Annotated in this window: 16 protein-coding genes and 1 tRNA gene; 12 read left to right on the top strand and 5 right to left on the bottom strand. The window is 68.9% G+C overall.

The annotated features are described in order from the left end of the window. The first annotated feature begins 22 nt into the window (after positions 1–22). The 3 genes from CCN37_RS21115 (at position 23) to CCN37_RS21105 (ending at position 1,705) form a co-directional block, all read left to right on the top strand. Positions 23–1,123 carry an adenylate/guanylate cyclase domain-containing protein gene (locus tag CCN37_RS21115; protein ID WP_143261719.1) on the top strand — a complete coding sequence of 367 codons (1,101 nt, stop codon included), beginning with the start codon at positions 23–25 and terminating at the stop codon, positions 1,121–1,123. Next, positions 1,113–1,535: a hypothetical protein gene (locus CCN37_RS21110; RefSeq protein ID WP_086823784.1), complete on the top strand. Its 423-nt coding sequence runs from the start codon at positions 1,113–1,115 to the stop codon at positions 1,533–1,535. Before CCN37_RS21115 ends, CCN37_RS21110 begins: the two co-directional genes overlap by 11 nt. 96 nt (positions 1,536–1,631) lie before the next feature. Further along, positions 1,632–1,705 (top strand) — tRNA-Pro (locus tag CCN37_RS21105). Positions 1,706–1,964: 259 nt separating this feature from the next. Here CCN37_RS21105 and CCN37_RS21100 read toward each other — a convergent pair. The 3 genes from CCN37_RS21100 to CCN37_RS39115 all read right to left on the bottom strand — a co-directional run bounded on the left by CCN37_RS21100 (position 1,965) and on the right by CCN37_RS39115 (position 5,764). Beyond that, a complete protein-coding gene (locus CCN37_RS21100) occupies positions 1,965–2,249 on the bottom strand; it encodes a hypothetical protein (RefSeq protein ID WP_086823783.1) in 285 nt (94 codons plus the stop codon). Positions 2,250–2,507: 258 nt separating this feature from the next. Continuing rightward, on the bottom strand, positions 2,508–4,946 hold the full coding sequence (locus CCN37_RS39120; RefSeq protein ID WP_143261718.1) for a hypothetical protein: 2,439 nt from the start codon (positions 4,944–4,946) through the stop codon (positions 2,508–2,510). Positions 4,947–5,551: 605 nt separating this feature from the next. Beyond that, positions 5,552–5,764, bottom strand: a complete 213-nt coding sequence (locus CCN37_RS39115) for a hypothetical protein (protein WP_143261717.1) — start codon at positions 5,762–5,764, stop codon at positions 5,552–5,554. 93 nt (positions 5,765–5,857) lie between these two features. Here CCN37_RS39115 and CCN37_RS21090 point away from each other — a divergent pair, with 93 nt between their 5' ends. The 6 genes from CCN37_RS21090 to CCN37_RS21065 are packed head-to-tail and all read left to right on the top strand — an operon-like array spanning position 5,858 to position 15,248. After that, positions 5,858–8,431, top strand: a complete 2,574-nt coding sequence (locus CCN37_RS21090; RefSeq protein WP_086823781.1) for a WGR and DUF4132 domain-containing protein — start codon at positions 5,858–5,860, stop codon at positions 8,429–8,431. Between the two features lie 16 nt (positions 8,432–8,447). Continuing rightward, the gene (locus tag CCN37_RS21085; protein WP_086823780.1) at positions 8,448–9,536 is read left to right on the top strand and encodes an AAA family ATPase; all 1,089 of its coding nucleotides are present in this window, start codon (positions 8,448–8,450) and stop codon (positions 9,534–9,536) included. After that, positions 9,536–11,803: a DUF5682 family protein gene (locus CCN37_RS21080; RefSeq protein ID WP_086823779.1), complete on the top strand. Its 2,268-nt coding sequence runs from the start codon at positions 9,536–9,538 to the stop codon at positions 11,801–11,803. Before CCN37_RS21085 ends, CCN37_RS21080 begins: the two co-directional genes overlap by 1 nt. Then, positions 11,800–12,912: a VWA domain-containing protein gene (locus CCN37_RS21075; protein WP_086823778.1), complete on the top strand. Its 1,113-nt coding sequence runs from the start codon at positions 11,800–11,802 to the stop codon at positions 12,910–12,912. Before CCN37_RS21080 ends, CCN37_RS21075 begins: the two co-directional genes overlap by 4 nt. Next, entirely contained in the window at positions 12,912–14,837 is a 1,926-nt protein-coding gene (locus CCN37_RS21070; protein WP_086823776.1) for a hypothetical protein, read from the top strand. Before CCN37_RS21075 ends, CCN37_RS21070 begins: the two co-directional genes overlap by 1 nt. Before the next feature lie 33 nt (positions 14,838–14,870). After that, positions 14,871–15,248, top strand: a complete 378-nt coding sequence (locus tag CCN37_RS21065; RefSeq protein ID WP_086823774.1) for a hypothetical protein — start codon at positions 14,871–14,873, stop codon at positions 15,246–15,248. Between the two features lie 108 nt (positions 15,249–15,356). Here CCN37_RS21065 and CCN37_RS21060 read toward each other — a convergent pair whose 3' ends face one another. Next, positions 15,357–16,508, bottom strand: coding sequence for an MFS transporter (locus tag CCN37_RS21060; RefSeq protein WP_086823772.1), 1,152 nt, complete (start codon positions 16,506–16,508; stop codon positions 15,357–15,359). Continuing rightward, positions 16,501–17,463 (bottom strand): LacI family DNA-binding transcriptional regulator, encoded by a 963-nt coding sequence (locus tag CCN37_RS21055; RefSeq protein ID WP_168200774.1) that lies wholly within the window; start codon positions 17,461–17,463, stop codon positions 16,501–16,503. Before CCN37_RS21055 ends, CCN37_RS21060 begins: the two co-directional genes overlap by 8 nt. Before the next feature lie 217 nt (positions 17,464–17,680). On the opposite strand from CCN37_RS21055, the gene CCN37_RS21050 reads away from it, so the two are divergent. The 3 genes from CCN37_RS21050 (at position 17,681) to CCN37_RS40035 (ending at position 19,641) form a co-directional block, all read left to right on the top strand. Beyond that, on the top strand, positions 17,681–18,331 hold the full coding sequence (locus tag CCN37_RS21050; RefSeq protein ID WP_086823768.1) for a DddA-like double-stranded DNA deaminase toxin: 651 nt from the start codon (positions 17,681–17,683) through the stop codon (positions 18,329–18,331). Positions 18,332–18,380: 49 nt separating this feature from the next. After that, positions 18,381–18,797, top strand: coding sequence for an Imm1 family immunity protein (locus CCN37_RS21045; RefSeq protein WP_168200773.1), 417 nt, complete (start codon positions 18,381–18,383; stop codon positions 18,795–18,797). 685 nt (positions 18,798–19,482) lie between these two features. Continuing rightward, the gene (locus CCN37_RS40035; RefSeq protein WP_168200772.1) at positions 19,483–19,641 is read left to right on the top strand and encodes a hypothetical protein; all 159 of its coding nucleotides are present in this window, start codon (positions 19,483–19,485) and stop codon (positions 19,639–19,641) included. Positions 19,642–19,658: the final 17 nt, after the last annotated feature.

Raw genomic sequence — 19,658 nt, 5'->3', positions numbered from 1 at the left:
GAGGTGAGTCCGAGGAGGCGCAGTGAGGTACTTCGAGGTGTTCAGCGACGCGCTCAGGAGCGGTGACCGGCCGCGCAAGACGATCATGTTCGCCGACATCGTGGACTCGGCCAAGCTCAAGGAGCGGACCGCGGAGGTCAACTGGCTGCCGACCATCGGCAAGTTCCTGGACATCGTCACCGAGGCGGTCCAGCACGAGGGCGGCGAGGTGGTGAAGTACCTCGGCGACGGGGTGCTCGCGATGTTCGACGCGGCGGGCAGCGGCAACGCCATCCGGGCGGGCATCCGCCTGCAGGAGCAGCTGCGCAGGCTCCAGCAGGAAACCTCGCTGATCCAGAACTGCCAGTGCACGGTGGGCATCGCCACCGGGCACATCGTCGAGTACCGCACCCCCGCGCAGACCACCGACGTCATCGGCAGCACCGCCGACCTCGCGTCCCGGTTGTCCTCGGCCGCCGCCCCGAACGCGGTGTGGATCGACGCCAACACCTTCCACGCCGCGGACATGACGCGGATCAGCTCCGAGATCGGGCACGCGCTGGACAGGCCGACCAACGAGTACCACCTCGCGGGCGAGGTGGGCCTGAAGGGCTTCGGCCACCGCGTCAGCTACTACGAGATCATCTGGTCGCAGAGCGAGTTCGGGGCGCGCAACGCGACGCTGCGGCACTCGCAGAACGTCCCCGCGCCCGCCACCGACGGCGTCCTCCAGGGCACCGTCGAGCAGTGGAGCGCCGAGAAGGGCAGGGGTTCCCTGCGCACCGAGCGGGGCGAGTACTTCGTCGACCGCAGGTTCCTCGCCGTGCCGAAGGAGAACCTCGTCCGGGGCAAGACCGTCCGCTTCGTGCCCATCAAACCGTTGCGCCCCAACGGCCGCCCCGTCGCGGGCGCGCTCGTGCAGGAGGGTTGGCGGGTGACCGCCGAGTTCACCAAGGTCTTCGCCGAGCGCGGCTACGGCTTCGTCGCCGTGAAGGACCAGCGCGGCAACACCCTCACGCTGTTCGTGCACCTCGGCGAGGCCGCGCGCCGCCTGCGCCCCGGCGACAGGGCGACCCTCGTCATCCGCCCGAACCCGCGCGGCCTGTCCGGCCAACTGAACAAGGGCGCCTCCGGTGCCGCATGACCCCGACGTGCTCGCCGCCGAACTCGCCGACGTCCGCGACGAGCTCAAGCGCCTGGACGGCAAGGCCCGCGACCTGCTGCTCATCGCGACCTTCACCGTCACCGCAGGCGTGGCCATCGCCAACCTCGGCCGCGACTCGATCACCCAGGCGACCACCGTCCTCGGCCTGTCCGCCCTGCTCCCCTGGACCGCGGCTGTCGTGAGCCTGATGCTCGTCATCCGCCCGACCACCGTGCCCGGCGTCTTCGAGATCACCGACTCCGACCTTGCCGCCTGGCGGGACCGCCGCTGGCGGGCGCTGAGCCGGATCGCCCGCCTCAAGTTCCGCCGCGTCCGCCTCGCCGTGGACCTGCTGTTCGCCACCCTCGCCCTCGCCGTGCTCGCCGTCGGCGCCGCCCTCCTCCCACCCTGAGCAACACCGCAGGTCAGAGCTTTGACAACCCCCGATTAGGAACCTGATCAGCCGTGCGTTAATCTTTCTCCAGCGCTTGAGAGAGCGCAGACAGACCGGGACGTGGCGCAGCTTGGTAGCGCACTTGACTGGGGGTCAAGGGGTCGCAGGTTCAAATCCTGTCGTCCCGACGGTCGGAAGGCTCTTCGCAGGTCAGACACTGCGAAGAGCCTTCTTTTTTGATCTTGGCACGGACTTCGAGGTCGAGCACGCCGCTCGTTGACCCCTTGACTCGCTAGACTTCCGATGCCGCTTCTCAACTCTTGACAAGCTCACCGCCGCCAGCGCGTACCGCAGTTGGGCGAGCTTCCTGCGGTTGGCGGGTCGCCGAGCCAGCCCGCCAACCGCGGCGCAGGAGCACCTTCCTGAAATTCCGAACGTCGCGCGCGTTCACGCCAGGCCGAGTCGCACGTGTTGCTTGGTGATGAACATCCCGTCGGGAAGCTCATTCTCCGGGAACGTGTAGGGCGCGGCGAGGATGCGTGGTTGAGCTGTCCGGTCGCGGTTCCAGTCGCGGATGTGCTGGCTGAGGCGCTGGGCGAGTCGCGAGCCGCTCGGGCCGTGCCCAGTGGCGCCGAGTTCGAAGCGGCGCTCGCCGCCGCTGTCTGCTGCGTGAGTGATGAGGTAGGTGAAGGAGACGCTGTCGACGATGGCCGGGCTGCGAAAGGACAGCACAGTCGCGCGACGAGCTTCTGTTGTCTGCCGACGGTGGACGCTTGGGCTTAGCCCCTCGAAGGATCTCGACCTTTGGGAGCGCTACGTGCCTGGCGGCGGCAATCTGATCATGGTGCAGCCGCTCGGTCCACGCAGCTTAAAGAGCCGCGGCCCCTTACCCCTCTCCTCCCATCGACGGCAAACCTCCGCGATGTGGTTGCTTCTTGCGATCACAGGTCCTGCGTTGGTGGAGCGCTCCTTAACCAGCCCAAGCTGTGTTCACCCCGAGACGTTCCACGAAGACATGCGATGGGAGAAGGCGGGCTTAATTCTGTCTCGAAACTCGGCGAGCCGTAGGCGGACCAACAACGTGTCGACGGCCATGGTTTGCCGCACTAAAGCCAACTGCGCAATCACGGCCGCAGGCTCGGTTGTGGCACATGCGCTAGAGGTCCCGCAGAGCCGGAGATCGCCAGGCTTAAGTTCGTCATGGAAGAGCACGACTAGAGTGTGGCAGAACAGGAGGTAACAGGCAGCTTCATTGCGCAGCCTGTCGAACTCGTTCACCGGCGCACTGCCTTCAGATGACCAGATTTGATCTGCGAGATCGTCGAGGCTCATGAGGTTAGTTGTCTGCATTTCCTGCAAATTCTTGATCAAAGTGTGAGGCTGGGAGGGGTCATCCTTTTCGGTGCGTCCCAGAGAGACCGCGGTGTGCGCGAAGGCTCTGGCTTTCAGGCTCAGGTCTTGGCGGATCAGGGCGTGGGTGATTTCGGCCAAATGAGTGTAGGCGCCCTGAAGATCGTGCAGGGCGATCGCGACGCGTCCCAGCTCGCGCGGCAACCCACCGGACAGGCAATGGCAGAGCCAGACAAAGGGTTCGGGGATGCCCAGCGCCCGTAACGCCAGCCATGTGCGTGACTCGTCGAGGGTGAACGGTTGGACATGGATCATCGTAGTGAAGGCGCTATCAAAGGCATCACGTGCCGGGATACCGCGTCGCTCGAACGCGGTGAGAGCGTCGTCGGAGACTGCGACCAGGAAGAGGCAGTGCTTGACACCGAAGATTCCCTTGATCTCGTTGAGGAACCGGTGTGCTTCATCGGGATCGGAGATCTTGTCCAGCTCGTCGATGGCCACCACCACTCCGCTCGTCCGTGCCGGGCCGAACTGGAGCACGTCCACGACCAGGGAAAGGAAGTCCCGGAGCCGGGCAACGACTTCCGGGTGGGTCCAGGGTTGCTCTGCGCGGGCGAGTGAGCGCGTCACTCCCGCATCGGAGCCCAGAGGGACGGCGACCTTGCCTGACCATCCGTTGGTGTGAGTCTGCAGAAATCGGATCGCGCGCAGGTGCTGCTCGGCCACATCACGCAAAGCCGAGTAATCCGGTGACTTGCGGTCGCTGCTTCGCAAGAAGAGGCGCCATGTGCCGAGCGCCGCACCGGCCACCGGCGGCCAGAGGAGTTTTCTGAGCAACATCCAGCCGACTCTGATGGCGAGGAACACAGACACTGCGGCAGCGGCCTGCTGCCACGTCATGTTGCGCAACACGGCCAACGGAGACGCCCAGACGTCCTGGACGAATGCCAGGGCACCTCGCCCAATGGCGAGGCCGTAGTCATGGGGCCATCCCCAGGCGATCGCACCAAAGCCGAATGCCACCGCCAGCCGCAGCACCGCGCGCCCTGCAGTACTGACCACCGAGCTCAGGTAGGCGCGTCGGATGTGGGAGCGATACAGCTTCCACCAGTGCCTTTCCGTTTCGCTCCCTGTCGGCTTTCCGTACTCGACAAGATGGTCGATAACGGCACGACAGAGGCAGGCATGGATGTGTAGCACGAAGTCTCGAGAGTCGTACCGAACAGGCGCACTGGTTATTACACCCAACATTTCCGAACGAGATTCATGAGTAAACCCATTGCGTGCAGCTTGCTCAATAATCGTGCTTTTTCCTACACCTCGGGATCCGGCCAGTCCAACTGCACCCGGCATCTCCCGGTTCACCTCTCGCGTACACGCTTGAACAGCCGCCGTCTCTACAAGGGTGGATCCTGTCGGCGGAAGGGACAACCCGCTGGCGTCTCGCAAGCACAGTTCTACTGCGAATGAAGTCTTTGCTTGCCGGTGCAACCACTTCCTCAACTCCGGCACGATGACACGATCGCGAAGCACGCGACGTTGGGACCACCATCGAGCAGGCAGCTTGACCGTGAGATGAACGTATTCTGTCATCCACCGAAGCTGGGAAATAGCATTGTCAGGAAGTCCAAATAATGCAAGGATAAAACAAGCGCTACCGGCCACAGTAACGGCAACTGCGGCGAACGTTTTCGGCAGCCACTCATCCGCCAAAACGAGTTGCAGGATCAGCGCCGCAAGAATGGCGGCCGAGGCGTACAGTGCGCGTCGCTGCGATCGATTGGGACGCCACCCGCCAGTCCATTGCTCAGGCTTCGTCCGTTTGAACTGTTCAAGTGCCTCGTGTCGATCTTCCAAGGGACCGTAGGTGCCGCGACCGAGTTCCATCATGACGGGATCACTCGCCATGGCCTTCACCACGTCCTGCGGGTCCAATGCCAGGCGTTGGATCTCGTCGGCGAACTCGTCCTGTTCGAGCAGGTCCCAGAGGAAGCGGGCCACGTCGTGGCGCAGCCACGCGTCGGTCAAATCACCTCGACCGGTCATGAGATGAGCGTCCTGGTTGTCATCGCCAGCCATCCTGGTCCACCGCAGGACGGTCTTCTCCGATTTCTTCGCTATCCACCCGTCCGGACCAGCGAATCATAGGTCTATGCACATCAGCTGGCTGCAGCCTTGCAGGAATCCCTGGCCCGACGAGCAGTAGAGGCATGGGGGGCCAAGCCCAGTTGCAGTTCAGCGGTTTGCACGGCGGCGCTACGCGTCCGTTGGCTCGTCCCGACGCCTTAGAGAGCGTCAAGTTGATCAGCTGCCGACCAAGTTCACGGTGTTACGAGACCCCTGAGCTTGTCTATCGCAACTACGACGGCAGCACGGTCGCCGCTCTCCTTCTACCGCGTGTTGGGGACTATCTGGGGACCACACGCAACGCACGCGGTTGAACAACGCCCTACTCGACGAACATCGCGCGCGGCAGTCTCGCATGCGTTGAGCTGTGGGAAGTCCAACCCCGATGTTCTGGGGTCAAGGGGTAGCAGGTTCAAATCCTGTCGTCCCGACGGTCGGATGAGAGGTCGTTTCACACAGCAACAGCTGAGGTGAGGCGGCCTCTTCTCGTTCCCGGAGTCGATCTTGGTGAAGATCATCTCTGGGACGGCTCGGGGACCACTTGGGGACCATGCCCCTCACACGACTTCGAGGTGGGGGCGCAGAACTTCGCCTCGTCGCGCGTTCGGCTTTCTCTCGCTGGTCACGACGAGAGTCACACAGGCATTGAACCGGGGCGGCCAGCGCTTGCCCTCATGATTCTTGCCGGGACCGACGCCAAGGTGTGCCGCGCCGACCACGGCCCCGAGGTCGAGTTCGACCCGGTCCTGCCCCGTCAGCTCACTCGTCATCGCCGACGGACTGAGTAGTTGCGCGGGAAGTTGATCAAGCTTGCGTTCCTGCTTCGCCGACGTTGTCGGACCCCCTCCGTATGGTCTCGCGACATGGATCAGCTCGGTACGGCGGCACGCCGGTGGGAGTTCGTCGGCGGCGGCTCGGAGAAGTTCTGGGAGCTCGAACGCGCGGGTGCGACGGTCATCGTGCGCTTCGGTCGGATCGGGACCAACGGCCAGGTCAAGGCCAAGGAACTGGCCTCGGTCGAGGCCGCGCGCAGCCATGCCGAGAAGCTGATCGCCGAGAAGGAGCGCAAGGGCTACCGCGAGGCGGGTGAGCCCACCGCACCCGAACCAGGGCCGCAGCCACAACCAGCGCCGGTGTCGACCGACGAGGACACCGTCGTCGTGCAGAGCCATGTCCTGGCAAATCCTGCTCTGGAAGAGAAGGTGCTCCCGCCCCTGGAGCCCGCCGCGGCAGTCGCACTCAGCACCGCGGCCGAGGTGACGCCGCAGGTCGAGGACGCGTCGGAGGATTGCCTACCGCGCGTGCTCGTCTCACCACCGTGGACGGTCAAGCGCGAGCAGGCCGAGCCGATCGTGATCACCGGTCTCCAGTCGCCCGCCGAGCGGCACGTGGTGTGGATCGACGACGAGCGGCAGCAATGGGAGAACTCGTCCCAGTACCAGCAGAACGGGGGCTGGGCGTTCTCCGCGCGCGACTTCCACGAGGGCGACGTGCCCCTGTGGGTGGCGATCCGGCTGTTCGCCTCCGCGCCGGAGGAGATCGCGCGACCGCTGCTCAAGGACTGGCGCCCCACCGAGCACGAGGGCGGTAAATACTTCGCGGCCAGGATGATCGCGCGCTTCGAGCTGGACGCGTTGCCCTTGGTTCTCGTGTTGGCGAGGGCGCGACCGACCCACTGGGCCAGCTTCCTGGCGCCCTACTTCGACAGCGAGATCGCCGTCTGCATGGCGGAGTGGCTCGTCCGACTGAAGTCGTTGCGCACCACAGCGACCGCCTGGTTCGACCGGCATTCGGAGTCCGCCGTGCGCGCGTTGGTCCCCGCCGCGCTCGGCACCGATGCGACGCAACGCCGGGCCGCAGAGACCGCGCTCCAGCTGATCGCCAAGCGCGCCGGGAACTCGGTCGTGCTCGACGTCGCGCGCGAGTACGGCCCCGAGGCGACGGAGGCGGTTGCGGCACAGCTCGCCGTCGATCCCCTCGACGTCCTCCCCGCCAAGATGCCGAAGCTGGCCGCCTGGGCCCACGCCGGAGTGCTGCCGCAGTTGTTGTTGCGCGACCGGAGATCCGCGTTGCCGACCGCGGCGGCGAACAGCGCGATCATGATGTTGGCGATCTCCAGGCCCGGCGACGTCTACCCGGGCGTCGCGGTGCTCAAGGAGATCTGCGATCCCGCCTCGCTCGCGGAGTTCGGCTGGACCCTGTTCGAGCACTGGCGGACCGACGGCACCCCGGCGAAGGACGCCTGGGCGCTGACCGTGCTCGGCGCGATCGGCGACGACGACACCGTGCGCAGGCTCAAGCCGCTGATCCTGGCCTGGCCGGGCGAGAGCGGGCATCACCGCGCGGTCGCGGGACTGGACGTGCTCGCCGAGATCGGCACCGACGTCGCGTTGACGCAGCTCAACGCCGTCGCGCAAAGGGCGAAGTTCAAGGGCCTCAAGACCCGCGCCCAGGAGAAGATCGCCGAGGTCGCCGACCAGCTCGGCCTCAGCGCGGAGCAGTTGGCCGACCGGCTCGTCCCGGACTTCGGCCTCGACGCCGACGGCAGCATGACGCTGGACTACGGCCCGCGCGGCTTCGTCGTCGGCTTCGACGAGCAGCTCAAGCCCTTCGTCGCCGACGCGGACGGCAAGCGCCGCAAGGACCTGCCCAAGCCCGGCGCGAAGGATGACCAGGAGCTGGCCCCCTTGGCGCACAAGCGGTTCGCCACGTTGAAGAAGGACGTGCGCACCACGGCCGCCGACCAGATCCGGCGACTCGAAGCCGCGATGGTGCGCGGACGGCGCTGGACCCTCGCGGAGTTCCAGGAGCTCTTCGTCGCGCACCCCCTGCTGTGGCACATCGCGCGCAGGCTGGTGTGGGCGAGCTACGACGGCGACCAGCTCGGCACCGCGTTCCGCCTCGCCGAGGACCGCACCTTCGCCGACGTCGGGGACGACGCGCTGGAGCTGGCCGACACCGTCGAGATCGGCCTCGCGCACCCGCTGCACCTCGGCGACGCACTGCAGGCGTGGGCCGAGGTCTTCGCGGATTACGAGATCCTGCAACCCTTCCCGCAGCTCGGCCGGGCGGTCCACGCGTTCACCGCTGAGGAGCTCACCGCGAACGCGCTCAAGCGCTTCCACGGTATCGCCGTGCCGACCGGCCGGATCGTCGGCCTGCAACGGCGCGGCTGGGAGCGCGCGATGCCGCAGGACAACGGGATCGAACCCTGGATCAGCCGGGCTGTCCCCGGCGGCGCGGTGGTGATCAACCTCGATCCGGGCATCACGGTGGGCATGCTGGAGATGTTCCCCGAACAGCGGATCGAGGACATCTGGGTCAACGACACCGCGGACGGGGCGTGGGACAACCGGCGGGTGCGCGGCTTCGCGGAACTGGACCCGGTGACCGCCTCCGAAGTGCTCGCCGAGCTGACCGAACTCACCACCACCTGACCCGGAGACGACACCCGTGCACGCGGAGACCCTGCAACGACCACCGGCGGAGATCCGCCACGCCGACGAGCTGGCGCGGCTGCGCGAGGCCGACACCGCGCCACGACCACCGGGCTGGGCGCTGAGCCTGCAAGCCGCCCGGCGCTTCGTGGTCGGCGACGACCGGGCCGGGATCACCCGCAAGTTCGTCGGCGACCCCTCGCTGATCGACCGCGCCCTGGTCACCCTCGCCACCAGCCGCGGCCTGATGCTGGTCGGCGAGCCCGGCACGGCGAAGTCGCTGCTCTCGGAACTGATCGCGGCGGCGGTCTGCGGCGAGTCCACGCTGACCGTGCAGGGCGGCGCGGCCACCACCGAGGACCAGGTCAAGTACTCCTGGAACTACGCGCTGCTGCTCGCCGAGGGCCCGTCAGCGCGTTCTCTGGTGCCGGCGCCGATGCTGCGCGGCATGGCCGAGGGCAAGGTGGTCCGCTTCGAGGAGATCACCCGCTGCCCGCTGGAGGTGCAGGACTCGCTGCTGTCCCTGCTCTCCGAACGCGTCGTGGCGATCCCGGAGCTGCCCGGCCCGGACGGCATGGTCTTCGCCCGCGAGGGCTTCACCGTGATCGCCACGGCCAACACCCGAGACCGCGGCGTCAACGAGATGAGCGCGGCCCTCAAGCGCCGCTTCAACTTCGAGACGGTCTTCCCGATCGCCGACTTCGACACCGAGCTGGAGCTGGTCCAGCGCGAGGCGACCAGTCTGCTGCACCGCTCCGGGGTGGCGGTCGCTCCGCGCCGGGACGTGCTGGAGGTGCTGGTCTCCACCTTCCGCGAGCTTCGCACCGGCACCACCGAGAGCGGCCAGTCGATGGACCGCCTCAGCACGGTGATGAGCACCGCCGAGGCCGTGTCGGTGGCGCACGCGGTGGGCTTGCGCGGGTGGTACCTGCGCGGGGAGGCGGGCACCCCGGCCGACATCGTGGAGTGCCTCGCGGGCACGGCGGCGAAGGACAGCGGCGAAGACCTGGCGCGCCTGCGCCGCTATCTCGAACAGCAGGTGCCCCGGCGTCATGGGAAGCAGTGGCGGGCGCTGCACGAGGCGCGCCACCTGCTGCCGGGCTGATGGCGGTCACCTGGCTCGGCGTCCGCCACCACAGCCCGGCCTGCGCGCGGCTGGTCGCCGAGACCATCGACGCCCTTCGCCCGGCGCACGTGCTGGTCGAGGGCCCGGCCGACGTCAACGACCGACTCGGTGAGCTGCTGCTGCCGCACACCCTGCCGGTGGCGGTGTTCAGCTACCACCGCGGCGGCGGGCGCTCGCACCTGTCGTGGACGCCGTTCTGCGAGTACTCGCCGGAGTGGGTGGCGCTCACCGCCGGTCGCGCGGCGGGGGCGGAGGTCCGCTTCATCGACCTCCCGGCCTGGCACAGTGCGCTGGCCGACCGCAGCAACCGCTACGCCGACGCCGAACAGCGCTACACCGACGTGGTGGAAAGGCTCTGCGAGAGCTTCGCGGTGGACAACGTCGACACCCTGTGGGACCACCTGGTCGAAGCGGAACCCGGCGCGGGCCTCGCTGAACGCCTCGCGACCTACTTCGACCTCCTGCGCGGTGAATCCGCCGCCGACGAGGCCGACGCGGCGCGCGAGGAGTACATGGCGCGGTGGGTGCGCGCGGCCATGACCGAGGCCGGGGATCGACCGATCGTTGTCGTCACCGGCGGATTCCACCGCCCAGCGCTGCGCACACTGTCCACAAAGGACAGTGATGAGACGGGTTGGCCGGAGGTCCCGCGCCCGCAGGACGGCGCGATCGCGGACAGCTACCTGGTGCCCTACTCGTTCAAGCGACTCGACGCCTTCGACGGCTACCAGTCGGGCATGCCCTCGCCGGAGTACTACCAGCACCTGTGGGAACGCGGCCCCGAGGGCGCCGCCGACGCGCTCGTCGAGGCGGTCGTTTCCCGCCTGCGCCACCGCAAACAGGCTGTCTCCACGGCCGACCTCATCGCCGCGCGAGCGCTCACCGAAGGGCTCGCGCGGCTGCGCGGACACCAGCACCCCGCACGCACGGACATCCTGGACGGCCTGGTCGGTGCCCTGGTCTCCGACGCGCTGGACCAACCGCTGCCGTGGACGCGACGCGGACCGCTCGCACCGGGAGCGCATCCCGTCGTGGTGGAGATGGTCGCCGCGCTCAGCGGGAACCGCGTCGGCCGCCTGCACCCGGACACGCCGACACCGCCGCTGGTGCACGAGGTCACCGCCGAGTTGGAGCGCCTCGGTCTCGACCGCGACGGCAGGTTCGACCTCGACCTGACCAAGGACCGCGACCTGGCCAGGAGCCGCGCGCTGCACTGCCTTCGCGCTCTGGGCGTCCCCGGCCTGACCCGCGACTCGGGCCCGCTGACCGGCGCGGACCCGGTGTTGCGCGAGTGTTGGACGAGCACGCCGTCCGACCTGAGACTGCCCGCGCTGATCGAGGCGGCCGTCTACGGGGCCACTCTCGCCGACGCGGCCGCGGCGGTGCTGGACGAGCGCTTCGCCGACGCCGAGTCCGACGTCGGCCTGCTCGCCGGAGTGCTCTTCGACGCCGTGCTCTGCGGCGTCACCGAGCTGTCCGAGCGAGTCATCGTCACCGTCGCCGAGGTCATCGCCGGCTCGAGCGAGCTGGCCGCGCTGGGCGAGGTCCTCGCGACGACGCTCGGCCTCTGGCGGCACGACCGGCTCTTCGGCACCGCGAGGAGCCCGGCGCTGGGCGCGGTGATCGCCGCCTCGGTGACCCGCGTGCTGTGGCTGGCCGAAGCGGTGCGCGGTGGTCCCGCGCCCGCGAACCCGGCCAGGCTCAGGGCGTTGGCGGCGACCAGGGACGCGCTGTTGCACGCCGACACCGCCCTCGGCCTTGACCGTGCGGCGGCGCTCGCGGTCGCGACGCGGGTCAGCGCGGACACCGAGACACCGCCGGACCTGCGCGGAGCCGCCTACGGGCTGAGCTGGTCCCTTGGCGCGCAAGGCGATCCGGCCCGCGCGGTGCTGGGCATGGCCGGGCCGAAGACGCTCGGCGACTGGCTGGCCGGGCTCTTCGCGCTGGCGAGGGACGAGGTGCTGGCCGACGAGAACGGCGTGCTGGCCGTGCTCGACCGGCTCGTCACCGAGATGACCGAGCACGACTTCCTGTTGTCACTGCCCGCGCTGCGCCAGGCTTTCGAGTTCTTCCCACCCCGCGAGCGCGAGACGATCGCCCGCGGCCTGCTCGACCGCAGGGGAATGCGCGGTTCGGCGCGATCCCTGTTGCGCACCACCGCCGATCCGCTCGTGCTCGCCGAAGCCGCCGCCCTGGAGGACCAGGTCGGCGCGGTGCTCGCCAGGGAAGGACTGGAGATCAGATGACCGCGCCGGACCCGGGCCTGCAACGCTGGCGGCTCATCCTCGGCGAGCCGGCCGAGGCGTGCACGGACACACCGCAGGGCGACGCGCTGGCGCGTGATGCCGCTCTGGAATGGCTCTACGGTCGCGATCCCGAGCGCGCGAAGCGGGATGTGCGGGGTGGCTCCGGGCCCTCGCGACTGACCACCTTCGACTGGCTGGAGGAGATCCACCGCCTGTTCCCGAAGGAGACGATCGAGCGGCTGGAGCGCGACGCCGTCGAGCGCTTCGAGATCCTGGAGGTCGTCACCGATCCGGCGGTCCTGGAGCGCATCGAGCCCAACGCGACGTTGCTCCGCGCCGTGCTGCGCACCAAGCACCTGATGAACCCACAGGTCCTCGCGCTGGCACGGCGGATCGTCGCGGCGGTGGTCGAGGAGCTGACCCGCCGCCTCGCCAAGGAGGTGCGACGCTGCTTCACCGGCGTCCGCTCGCGCAGGCCGAGCCTGTTCCGCCGCGCCGCCGACCTAGACTTCCACCGCACCATCCGAGCCAATCTCGTTCACTACCAACCAGATCAGCGCCGCTTGTACATCGAACGGCCCCGCTTCACCTCGCGCACCCGGCGGCACATCGACCAGTGGCAGCTCGTCCTGGTGGTCGACCAGTCCGGCTCGATGGCCGGTTCGGTGATCCACTCGGCGGTCACCGCGGCCTGCCTGTGGGGGCTGCCGGGGCTCCGGCCCCACCTCGTCGTCTTCGACACCGCCGTGGTCGACCTGACCGCCGAGGTGAGCGACCCGGTGGAGTTGCTGATGAAGGTGCAGCTCGGCGGCGGCACCGACATCGCGAAGGCGGTCGACTACGCGGCGAGCCTGGTGGACAACCCGCGCCGGGCGATCGTCGCGGTGATCACCGACTTCTACGAGGGCGGCGACGAGTACCGCCTGGTCGCGACCGTGCGCGAGCTGGTGCAGCAGGGCACCCAGGTGCTCGGCCTCGCCGCGCTGGACGAGGAGGCGAACCCGGACTACGACCGCGCCCTCGCACAGCGCCTGGCCGACGTCGGAGCGCACGTCGGCGCGATGACACCGGGGCAGCTCGCGACCTTCGTCGCGGAGCGGATGGGCTGATGACGCGGGCCGACCTGCTGGCGCTGACCCCGGAAGCCCTTGCGGCGCTTGCCAACCGCGGCCTGGTCAAGCGCGCCGCGAAGGAACTCGACGCCGGGCTCACCCCAGCCCTCACCCTCGCCGACGACGGCACCGTGCTCGGTGAGTTCCCCGACGGCGCCCGCGTCACCTTGACCATCCACAGTGGACTGGAAGCCTCGTCGTGCAGCTGTTCGGCACCCGGTGTGTGCCGTCACACCATCGGTGTCGTCCTCGCGTACCAAAGACAGTTCGAGTCCGCTCCGGAAGTCACGCCGTGGTCGCCGGGGGATCTCGACGACGATCTCCTCACGGAACACTTCGGTGCCAGGACGATGGCGGCGGCCCGCCGCCTGCACCGCTCCGGCTACCCGGCCCGAGTCCGCAGGCCGACCGCCGCCGATCCGGTCGCCTCGGTGGAGCTGCCTTCCTGCACCGTGCGCTTCCTGGTGCCGGGTGAGATCGGCCTCGCGCACACCGATGCCAACGCGGCCAAGCGCGACGAGCTGATCGCCCTCGCGGTCTGGGCGTTCCGCGCCGCGGACGAACGAGCGCTGGGCGACGACGCGCAGCTGGACGTCGGGGGTGTCGCGGACGCGCACTCGCAGACGACCGACATGGACTTGGTGGCCGAACTCGTCCACGACCTTGTGCTGGACGGTGCGATGCACGCCAGCTCGGTGCTCGACGCGGCGTTGGCGCGCGCCGCGAACGACCTCCGCGCGCGAGCACTGCACTGGCCGGCCGCAGCGGTGGACGACCTCCTCGACCAGCTCGCCGCGTATCGTTCGCGCAGCGCCCGCTACCGCCCGGAGCACTTCGCCGACCTGCTGACCGAGCTGCACGCGCGGCGGCTCGCGGTCACCAACGGCGGCGCGAGCCTGCGCTCTCGCGTGCTCGGCACCGACGAAGCCGCCGAGACCGCGCTGCGCCGCGTGCGCCTCACCAGTCTCGGCTGCCGCATCGGCGGCACGACCGACGAGCGCACGGCGGAGGTCTTCCTCGCGTCGGGGGACTCCGGCACGATCCTGGTGCTGCGCAAGCGATGGGAGCTGACCGAGGACGAGGAGCTGACCGGCGCCGACCTCGCTGGTCGCCGCGTCGCCGGTTCGACGCTGAGCGCGCTGGCCACGGCCAACCTCGTGTCCGAGTCCGCATCGCGCAGTCCCGGCCGGGTCGTCCGCATCGCCTCGAACCGCGTCGCCAAGACCACGATCACCCCGCTCGGCACAGCTTGGGAACACCTGCCCGACACCGTGCTCGTTCGCGAGCTCGCCGCGCTGAACGCAGAGCTGGCGGACCTGCCGCCGAGGCTGATCCGCCCCCGGGTCGCGGCGGAACTCCTCCGCGTCGTGCAGGTCTGCGAGGTCCGCTCGATCTCCTACAGCCCTGGTGACCAGCGCGTCGACGCGGTGATCGCCGACGCGCACGGCACGACGGCGAGGGTCTCCGCGCGGCACCGCTCCGCCTGCCCGGCAGCGCTCGACGCACTGGTCGAAGCGCTGAGCAGCGATCCCAGGTTCATCAGCGCCGTACTGCGCCGCAGCGGCGGCGGCCTGGTGCTCGATCCCCTCGCGGTGATGACCGACGACGGCGTGATCGTCCCCGACCTCGCCACGCGCCCCGCCACCCCGCTGCGTTCGGCGGAGCAACGCCGACCGGACCCGCTCACCGACGCGCTCGACACCGCGCTGACCGCCTGCGCCGAGGTCGCGCACCGCGGCCTTCGGCACGCACCGCCCGGCCTGCGCACCCGCATCGAGCACGCCGCCACCGGCCTGAGAAGGGTCGGCCTCCACATCGCCGCAGGTCAGCTCACGGATTTGTCCGCGTCGCTCGGCCGCGACGACCCCGCCGCGTTCCTCACCGCGCACCTGCGCCTGACCACCACGGCGGAGAGGCGGTGAGCATCGTTCGGTCCCGCTGAACGCCTGGCGGGTATGTCTGCTGCGAACCTGCTCGGCGTGGCCGGAGCCGCCCTGCCCACGGCGCTGTTGCCTGCGCTCTGTCCCGGGGCCGCGCTCCGCTGTGGAGACACCTGCGCCGCCACGCAGCCCGAAGATCTCCAGCTCCGCCACGCCCGCTCGAAGTTTCTCGATGAGAGGGCGAAACTCGTTGCGGCACAACGCCACCAGCCCGCCGCCACCAGCGCCAGCGACGGGACCGGGGATGCGACGGCGGACAGCTCGCGCTGCACATGGCCCACCCGCTCCGCAGACCCGGACACCCTTGCGGCGGCATTGGTCTGTTTCATGGCCACGTGGATCGGTGATCAACCGGTGACGGACGACATCCGCGCTGGTGGCGATTTGCCGTGACCTTTGGACAGGCCCCTGCCGACAGAAGCATGTCGCGAAGTTCGTCAAGACGTACTACGGGTAGCGAGATCTCATGTCTAGCCGCGGCGACGCGATCCGATCAGTCGCTCACCGGCGGAGGACCGCCACGAGAACCAACACCACCGCGACGGCGGCGCCCAGCACTCCGGCAAGGACGAAGGTGCCGCCGAGCCCCGTCGCGTCGACGACCGGTTGCGCGATCAGCGGTGAGGTGAACTGCGCCAGGAACAGCACAGAGGTGAGCAGGCCGAGCGCCCGCGTGCGCGCCGCCGGGTCCACCGCCGCGACCGTCCAACCGTTCAGTGTCGGATTGCTCAGCCCGACGCCCAAACCGACGACCACCATGCCCGCCGCCGCCATCCAGAGGTTGACCGCCGTACCGATCAGCACCAGTCCGACGGCGTAGGAAGCGAACACCACGACCGCCAGCGCCCGGTAGTCCCACCGAGCCCGCAGCCTGCCGTAGTTCAGGCCGACCACGGCCATCATCAGGTTCAGCGCGGCGATGAGCGCACCAGTCACAGCCGGACCGGCGCCGCCGATCTCCGCCAGCCAGAACGGCGCCTGAGTCGGCACCGTGTAGAAGGCGGTGATGCTGAGGAAGGTCAGCACGTACAGTCCGAGCAGCGGCGGCGTCCACGGCGAGCCCGCGCCCTTCCCGTCAGGGCCCCGCACGGCGCTCGGAGCCTCCGGCACGGTGCGCGACACCAGGACCAGCACCGGTACCGCGAGCAGGTAGACGGCGAAGGGACCACGCCAGTCCAGCTCGGCAAGCGCGCCGCCGACCAGCATGGCGATGACACCGCCGAATCCGATTGCCGCGCCCTGCAAGCCGAGGACTCGGCCGTGCTCGGCGGGTGGATGGTGATCGACGAGAAGCGCGGTGGCCGTCGTCATGATCGCCGCGATGCCGACGCCCAGCACCGCGCGGCCCACCAGGAGCGCGGGCAATGACCCCACCAGCAGACCCGAGCCCCCGCCGACGGTGTAGAGCACCAGGCCCGCAAGCAGCACGCGCACGCGGCCGATCCGGGCGCTGAGGTGCGCGAGCAGCGGCGCGACGACCATGATCACCACGGCTGGCAGCGTCAGTACGAGCCGGACCAGCACCTCGACGTGCGTGGCCGCGCCGAAGTGCCGTTCCATGCCGGGCAGCGCAGGCGTGATCGTCGCGCTGGCCATGATCGTCATCGTGCTGGCTCCCAGCAGGGTGGCGAGCAGTCGAGGACGCTCAGCCATCGGCGTTGCGGGCCGTGGAAGCGCGCACCGTCAGCGTCGGGACCAACAGCTCGTGCGGACGGCGGTGGCCGGGATCGATGAGCGAACGGGCGAGCAGGTGCCCGGCCCGCTCCGCTGGAAGCGCGACGCTGGTCAGCGCGGGCTCCAGCGCGGTGGTGAGCGGACTGTCGTTGAACCCGACAACGGAGAGGCGCTGCGGAACGGGGATGGAACACCGCTGGGCGGCGACGTAGACCTTCGCGGCCAAGACGTCGGTATCGCACACGATCGCGGTCAGGTCGGCGTTCGACCGCAGGAACTCGGTGATCCGCTCGGTGCTGACCGGCGTGTCGAAAGGTTGCGGCACAACGAGTTCCGGGCCGCGATAGCGAGCTCGAACGGCAATCCTGCGCTCGACGAACGTCGTGGCGTTCCCCTCTGCGCGGACGTGCCCGACGCGAGTGTGACCGAGCGAGTGGAGGTGGCCGACGGCCTCGGCCATCCCCGCGCGGACGTCGTAGTCCACCACGGCCGTGACAGTGCACGGCGCCCGCGCGGGATGTTCGAGAACCGCTACGCGGTCAGCGATCGGTGCCAGTACCGCCAACTCATCCGGTGTGGGCGCGCAGACGATCACGCCCGACATCCACGTGCCGAGCACCGCGTCCACCACCTCGGAGAGGCCGTCGACGCCCCGTCCCTCGACGAGGCCGATCATGTGCCTGGAGGACCACGCCGAGTCGGCCGCTCCACGCAGCACCATGGCGAAGTAGGGATCGGTCGCGTCCTGGACGACCAGCCCGATCAGCCGCGATGGCACGCCACGCAGGGACCGCCCCGCCTCGTTGGGCCGGTAGCCGAGCGCTTCGGCGGCCTCGCGCACGCGCCGCACGGTCGCCGGGGACACCCTCCCGGAGTCGGCACCCCGCAGGATCAACGACACCGTCGTCTGCGAGACCCCCGCTTCCCTCGCCACATCTCGACTCGTCGGCCTTCTCCGGATCATCGGCACCTCACAGGGATCAGCACGAGTACTACGTAACACTAGCTTGGCTGTCAGGCGGCGCAAGGGCCGATCGTTCACATCGCGCATCGGCAGGGCGGGCTCGGACTGAGAGCACGGTAGCTGCGCCGATCAAGTGGAACTCGCTCAATCCCGCCAGCGACCCCGCCGGCACAGGCAGCCTCGATGCGTGTCCATCGCCGAGGTCGTCGCCGCCGCACGTGCTGCCGTGGCCGAGCTCCCGCTCGGCCTGGTCGATGTCGCCGAGGACGCCGTCGACGACGCCGCGACCAGTTGGTACCACGTCACCGAGGGCAGCCCCGATTCCGCGCGCGAGGAAGTCCACGCGCTGTTGGAAGCAGCGAAGGACGACCTGCGGGCCGTGCGCTTGGTCTTGCGCGAGTTGCCCGCGCGAGTCGAGACCTGGATCGCCGGACTTGGCGGCACCGCCACCGCCAGCCCGCCGCCTGCTTGGGACCCCGTGGACCGACCGAGCATGGACGAAGCGATCAGGCGAGCCCGCTCCGAACTGCCGCCGCCGGTCTCCGCTGAGCGCTCACCTCGCACCACGCACGGGAAGTTGATCGATGCCGACGGCACCCGCGTCGGATCGCTCGTCTCCGGCAAGGACTCCGAGTCCGGTCTGATCGACCAGATGCTCGTCGCGGCTGGACTCCGACGGCCGCTGGGCATCGCCCTGCATGTCGAGCTCAAGGCTCTACTGTGGATGCGCAGCAACGGGCGGAGCGCCGCGACCCTCGTGCAGAACAACGAGCCGTGCCCCGCCCGTTGGGCTGCGACCGGCTGCTGTCGAAGTTGTTGCGGCCCAACGAGGAACTGACCGTGCTTGGCCCCGACGGCTACCGCAAGACCTTCAGGAGGAACGCGCCGTGACCATCGCGCACGTCTGGTACGACGTCAAGCAGCCGGGCGCGGATGTGCGTGATGCCGCCGGGTTGGAGGCGCTGCTCCGTCACTACGCCACCAGCGGCGAGCCCATCGTGTTGAGTGTCTTCCGCGAGTGCGACGTCGAGGGCGACCAGATCCCCGAGATCGAAATGCTCGTCGGAGTCGGCCGCGACCCCCGCCTCGCGCTCATCCAGTGCGGCGACGATGGCGGCCTGTGGTTCACCCTCTCAGCTGACACTGACCGCGAGGGCGAGGTCTTCTACGACTACATGCACAATGCGCACTACTACCCCAGCAACGCCGAGGTCCTGCTCGAGGAAGTCCTCGCCGCGGTGCACGAGTTCGCCGTCACTGGCAAGCGCCCAGATTCCGTCGCTTGGCAGGCCGTCATGCGCTGACCCCGGCGTACGACACAGCCTCTGCCTTCGCGCAGGGAACAGGGGCAGTACGCCGTTGCCTGCCGGGTACACGATGACCGCGCTCGGAAGCGCTGGCCACGAGGAGACCTTCGACATGATCGACTGCTGGGTCGGTCCCGTTCCGCTCCTGGAACCGCGTGTGGCCGTCCGCAGGCGTGCGCGTGGATCACCCTCGCGGACAACAAGTGCGCGTCGGTGAAGCCGAGCTCACCGTCATCGACAGCGCGGCGGCGAGCTCGACCGCTCGTTCCGCAATGTCCTGTGGGTCCAAGCAGGCATCGACCAGCAACGCGTCGACTTCGCTGAAACCGTTGGAGCGCAACGAGGAAAGCAGCAACGCAGACTCCAGCACACGGCGACCGCCACATGCCGTGTCGCCCTGCAACGCCAGCGCGCTGTCCCAGAGTCGTCGCAGCACCTCGATCCGGTCGGCGGTGATGTCGCGCGCTTCATCGAGCGCGGGGGGCGAAACCTGTCAGTCGCGACCACACCCGAGGACGCATGCCGAGCGATTTCACGCACTGCGCAACAAGTGCGCTCTCCGTCATCGCGATCGCGATCGGAGTGAGCGCACCGGGCACGGCCGTCGCCAGCGAGATGTCGATCCAGGCGCCCCGCCGGGGCGCGAGGGATGGCACGACAGCATCTCCTACGCCGAGGCGACGTGCACGGCCTAAAGAAGTACCGGGTCAAGGTCACCTACTGCCGGATTCAGTGCAACACGGAGTACGGCTACACCATCAACCGCGGCTACCCGTCGAGGCTCCAACTGCCGGCTGGTGGCGGCATCCCCGACATGGGCGTGGAGATCATCGAGTTCTGACACTCAATCGCGGGAAC

It is taken from the genome of Allokutzneria sp. NRRL B-24872 (assembly GCF_002155965.1).
Taxonomy (GTDB): Bacteria; Actinomycetota; Actinomycetes; order Mycobacteriales; family Pseudonocardiaceae; genus Allokutzneria.
This window is presented reverse-complemented; position numbering and strand designations above follow the sequence as displayed.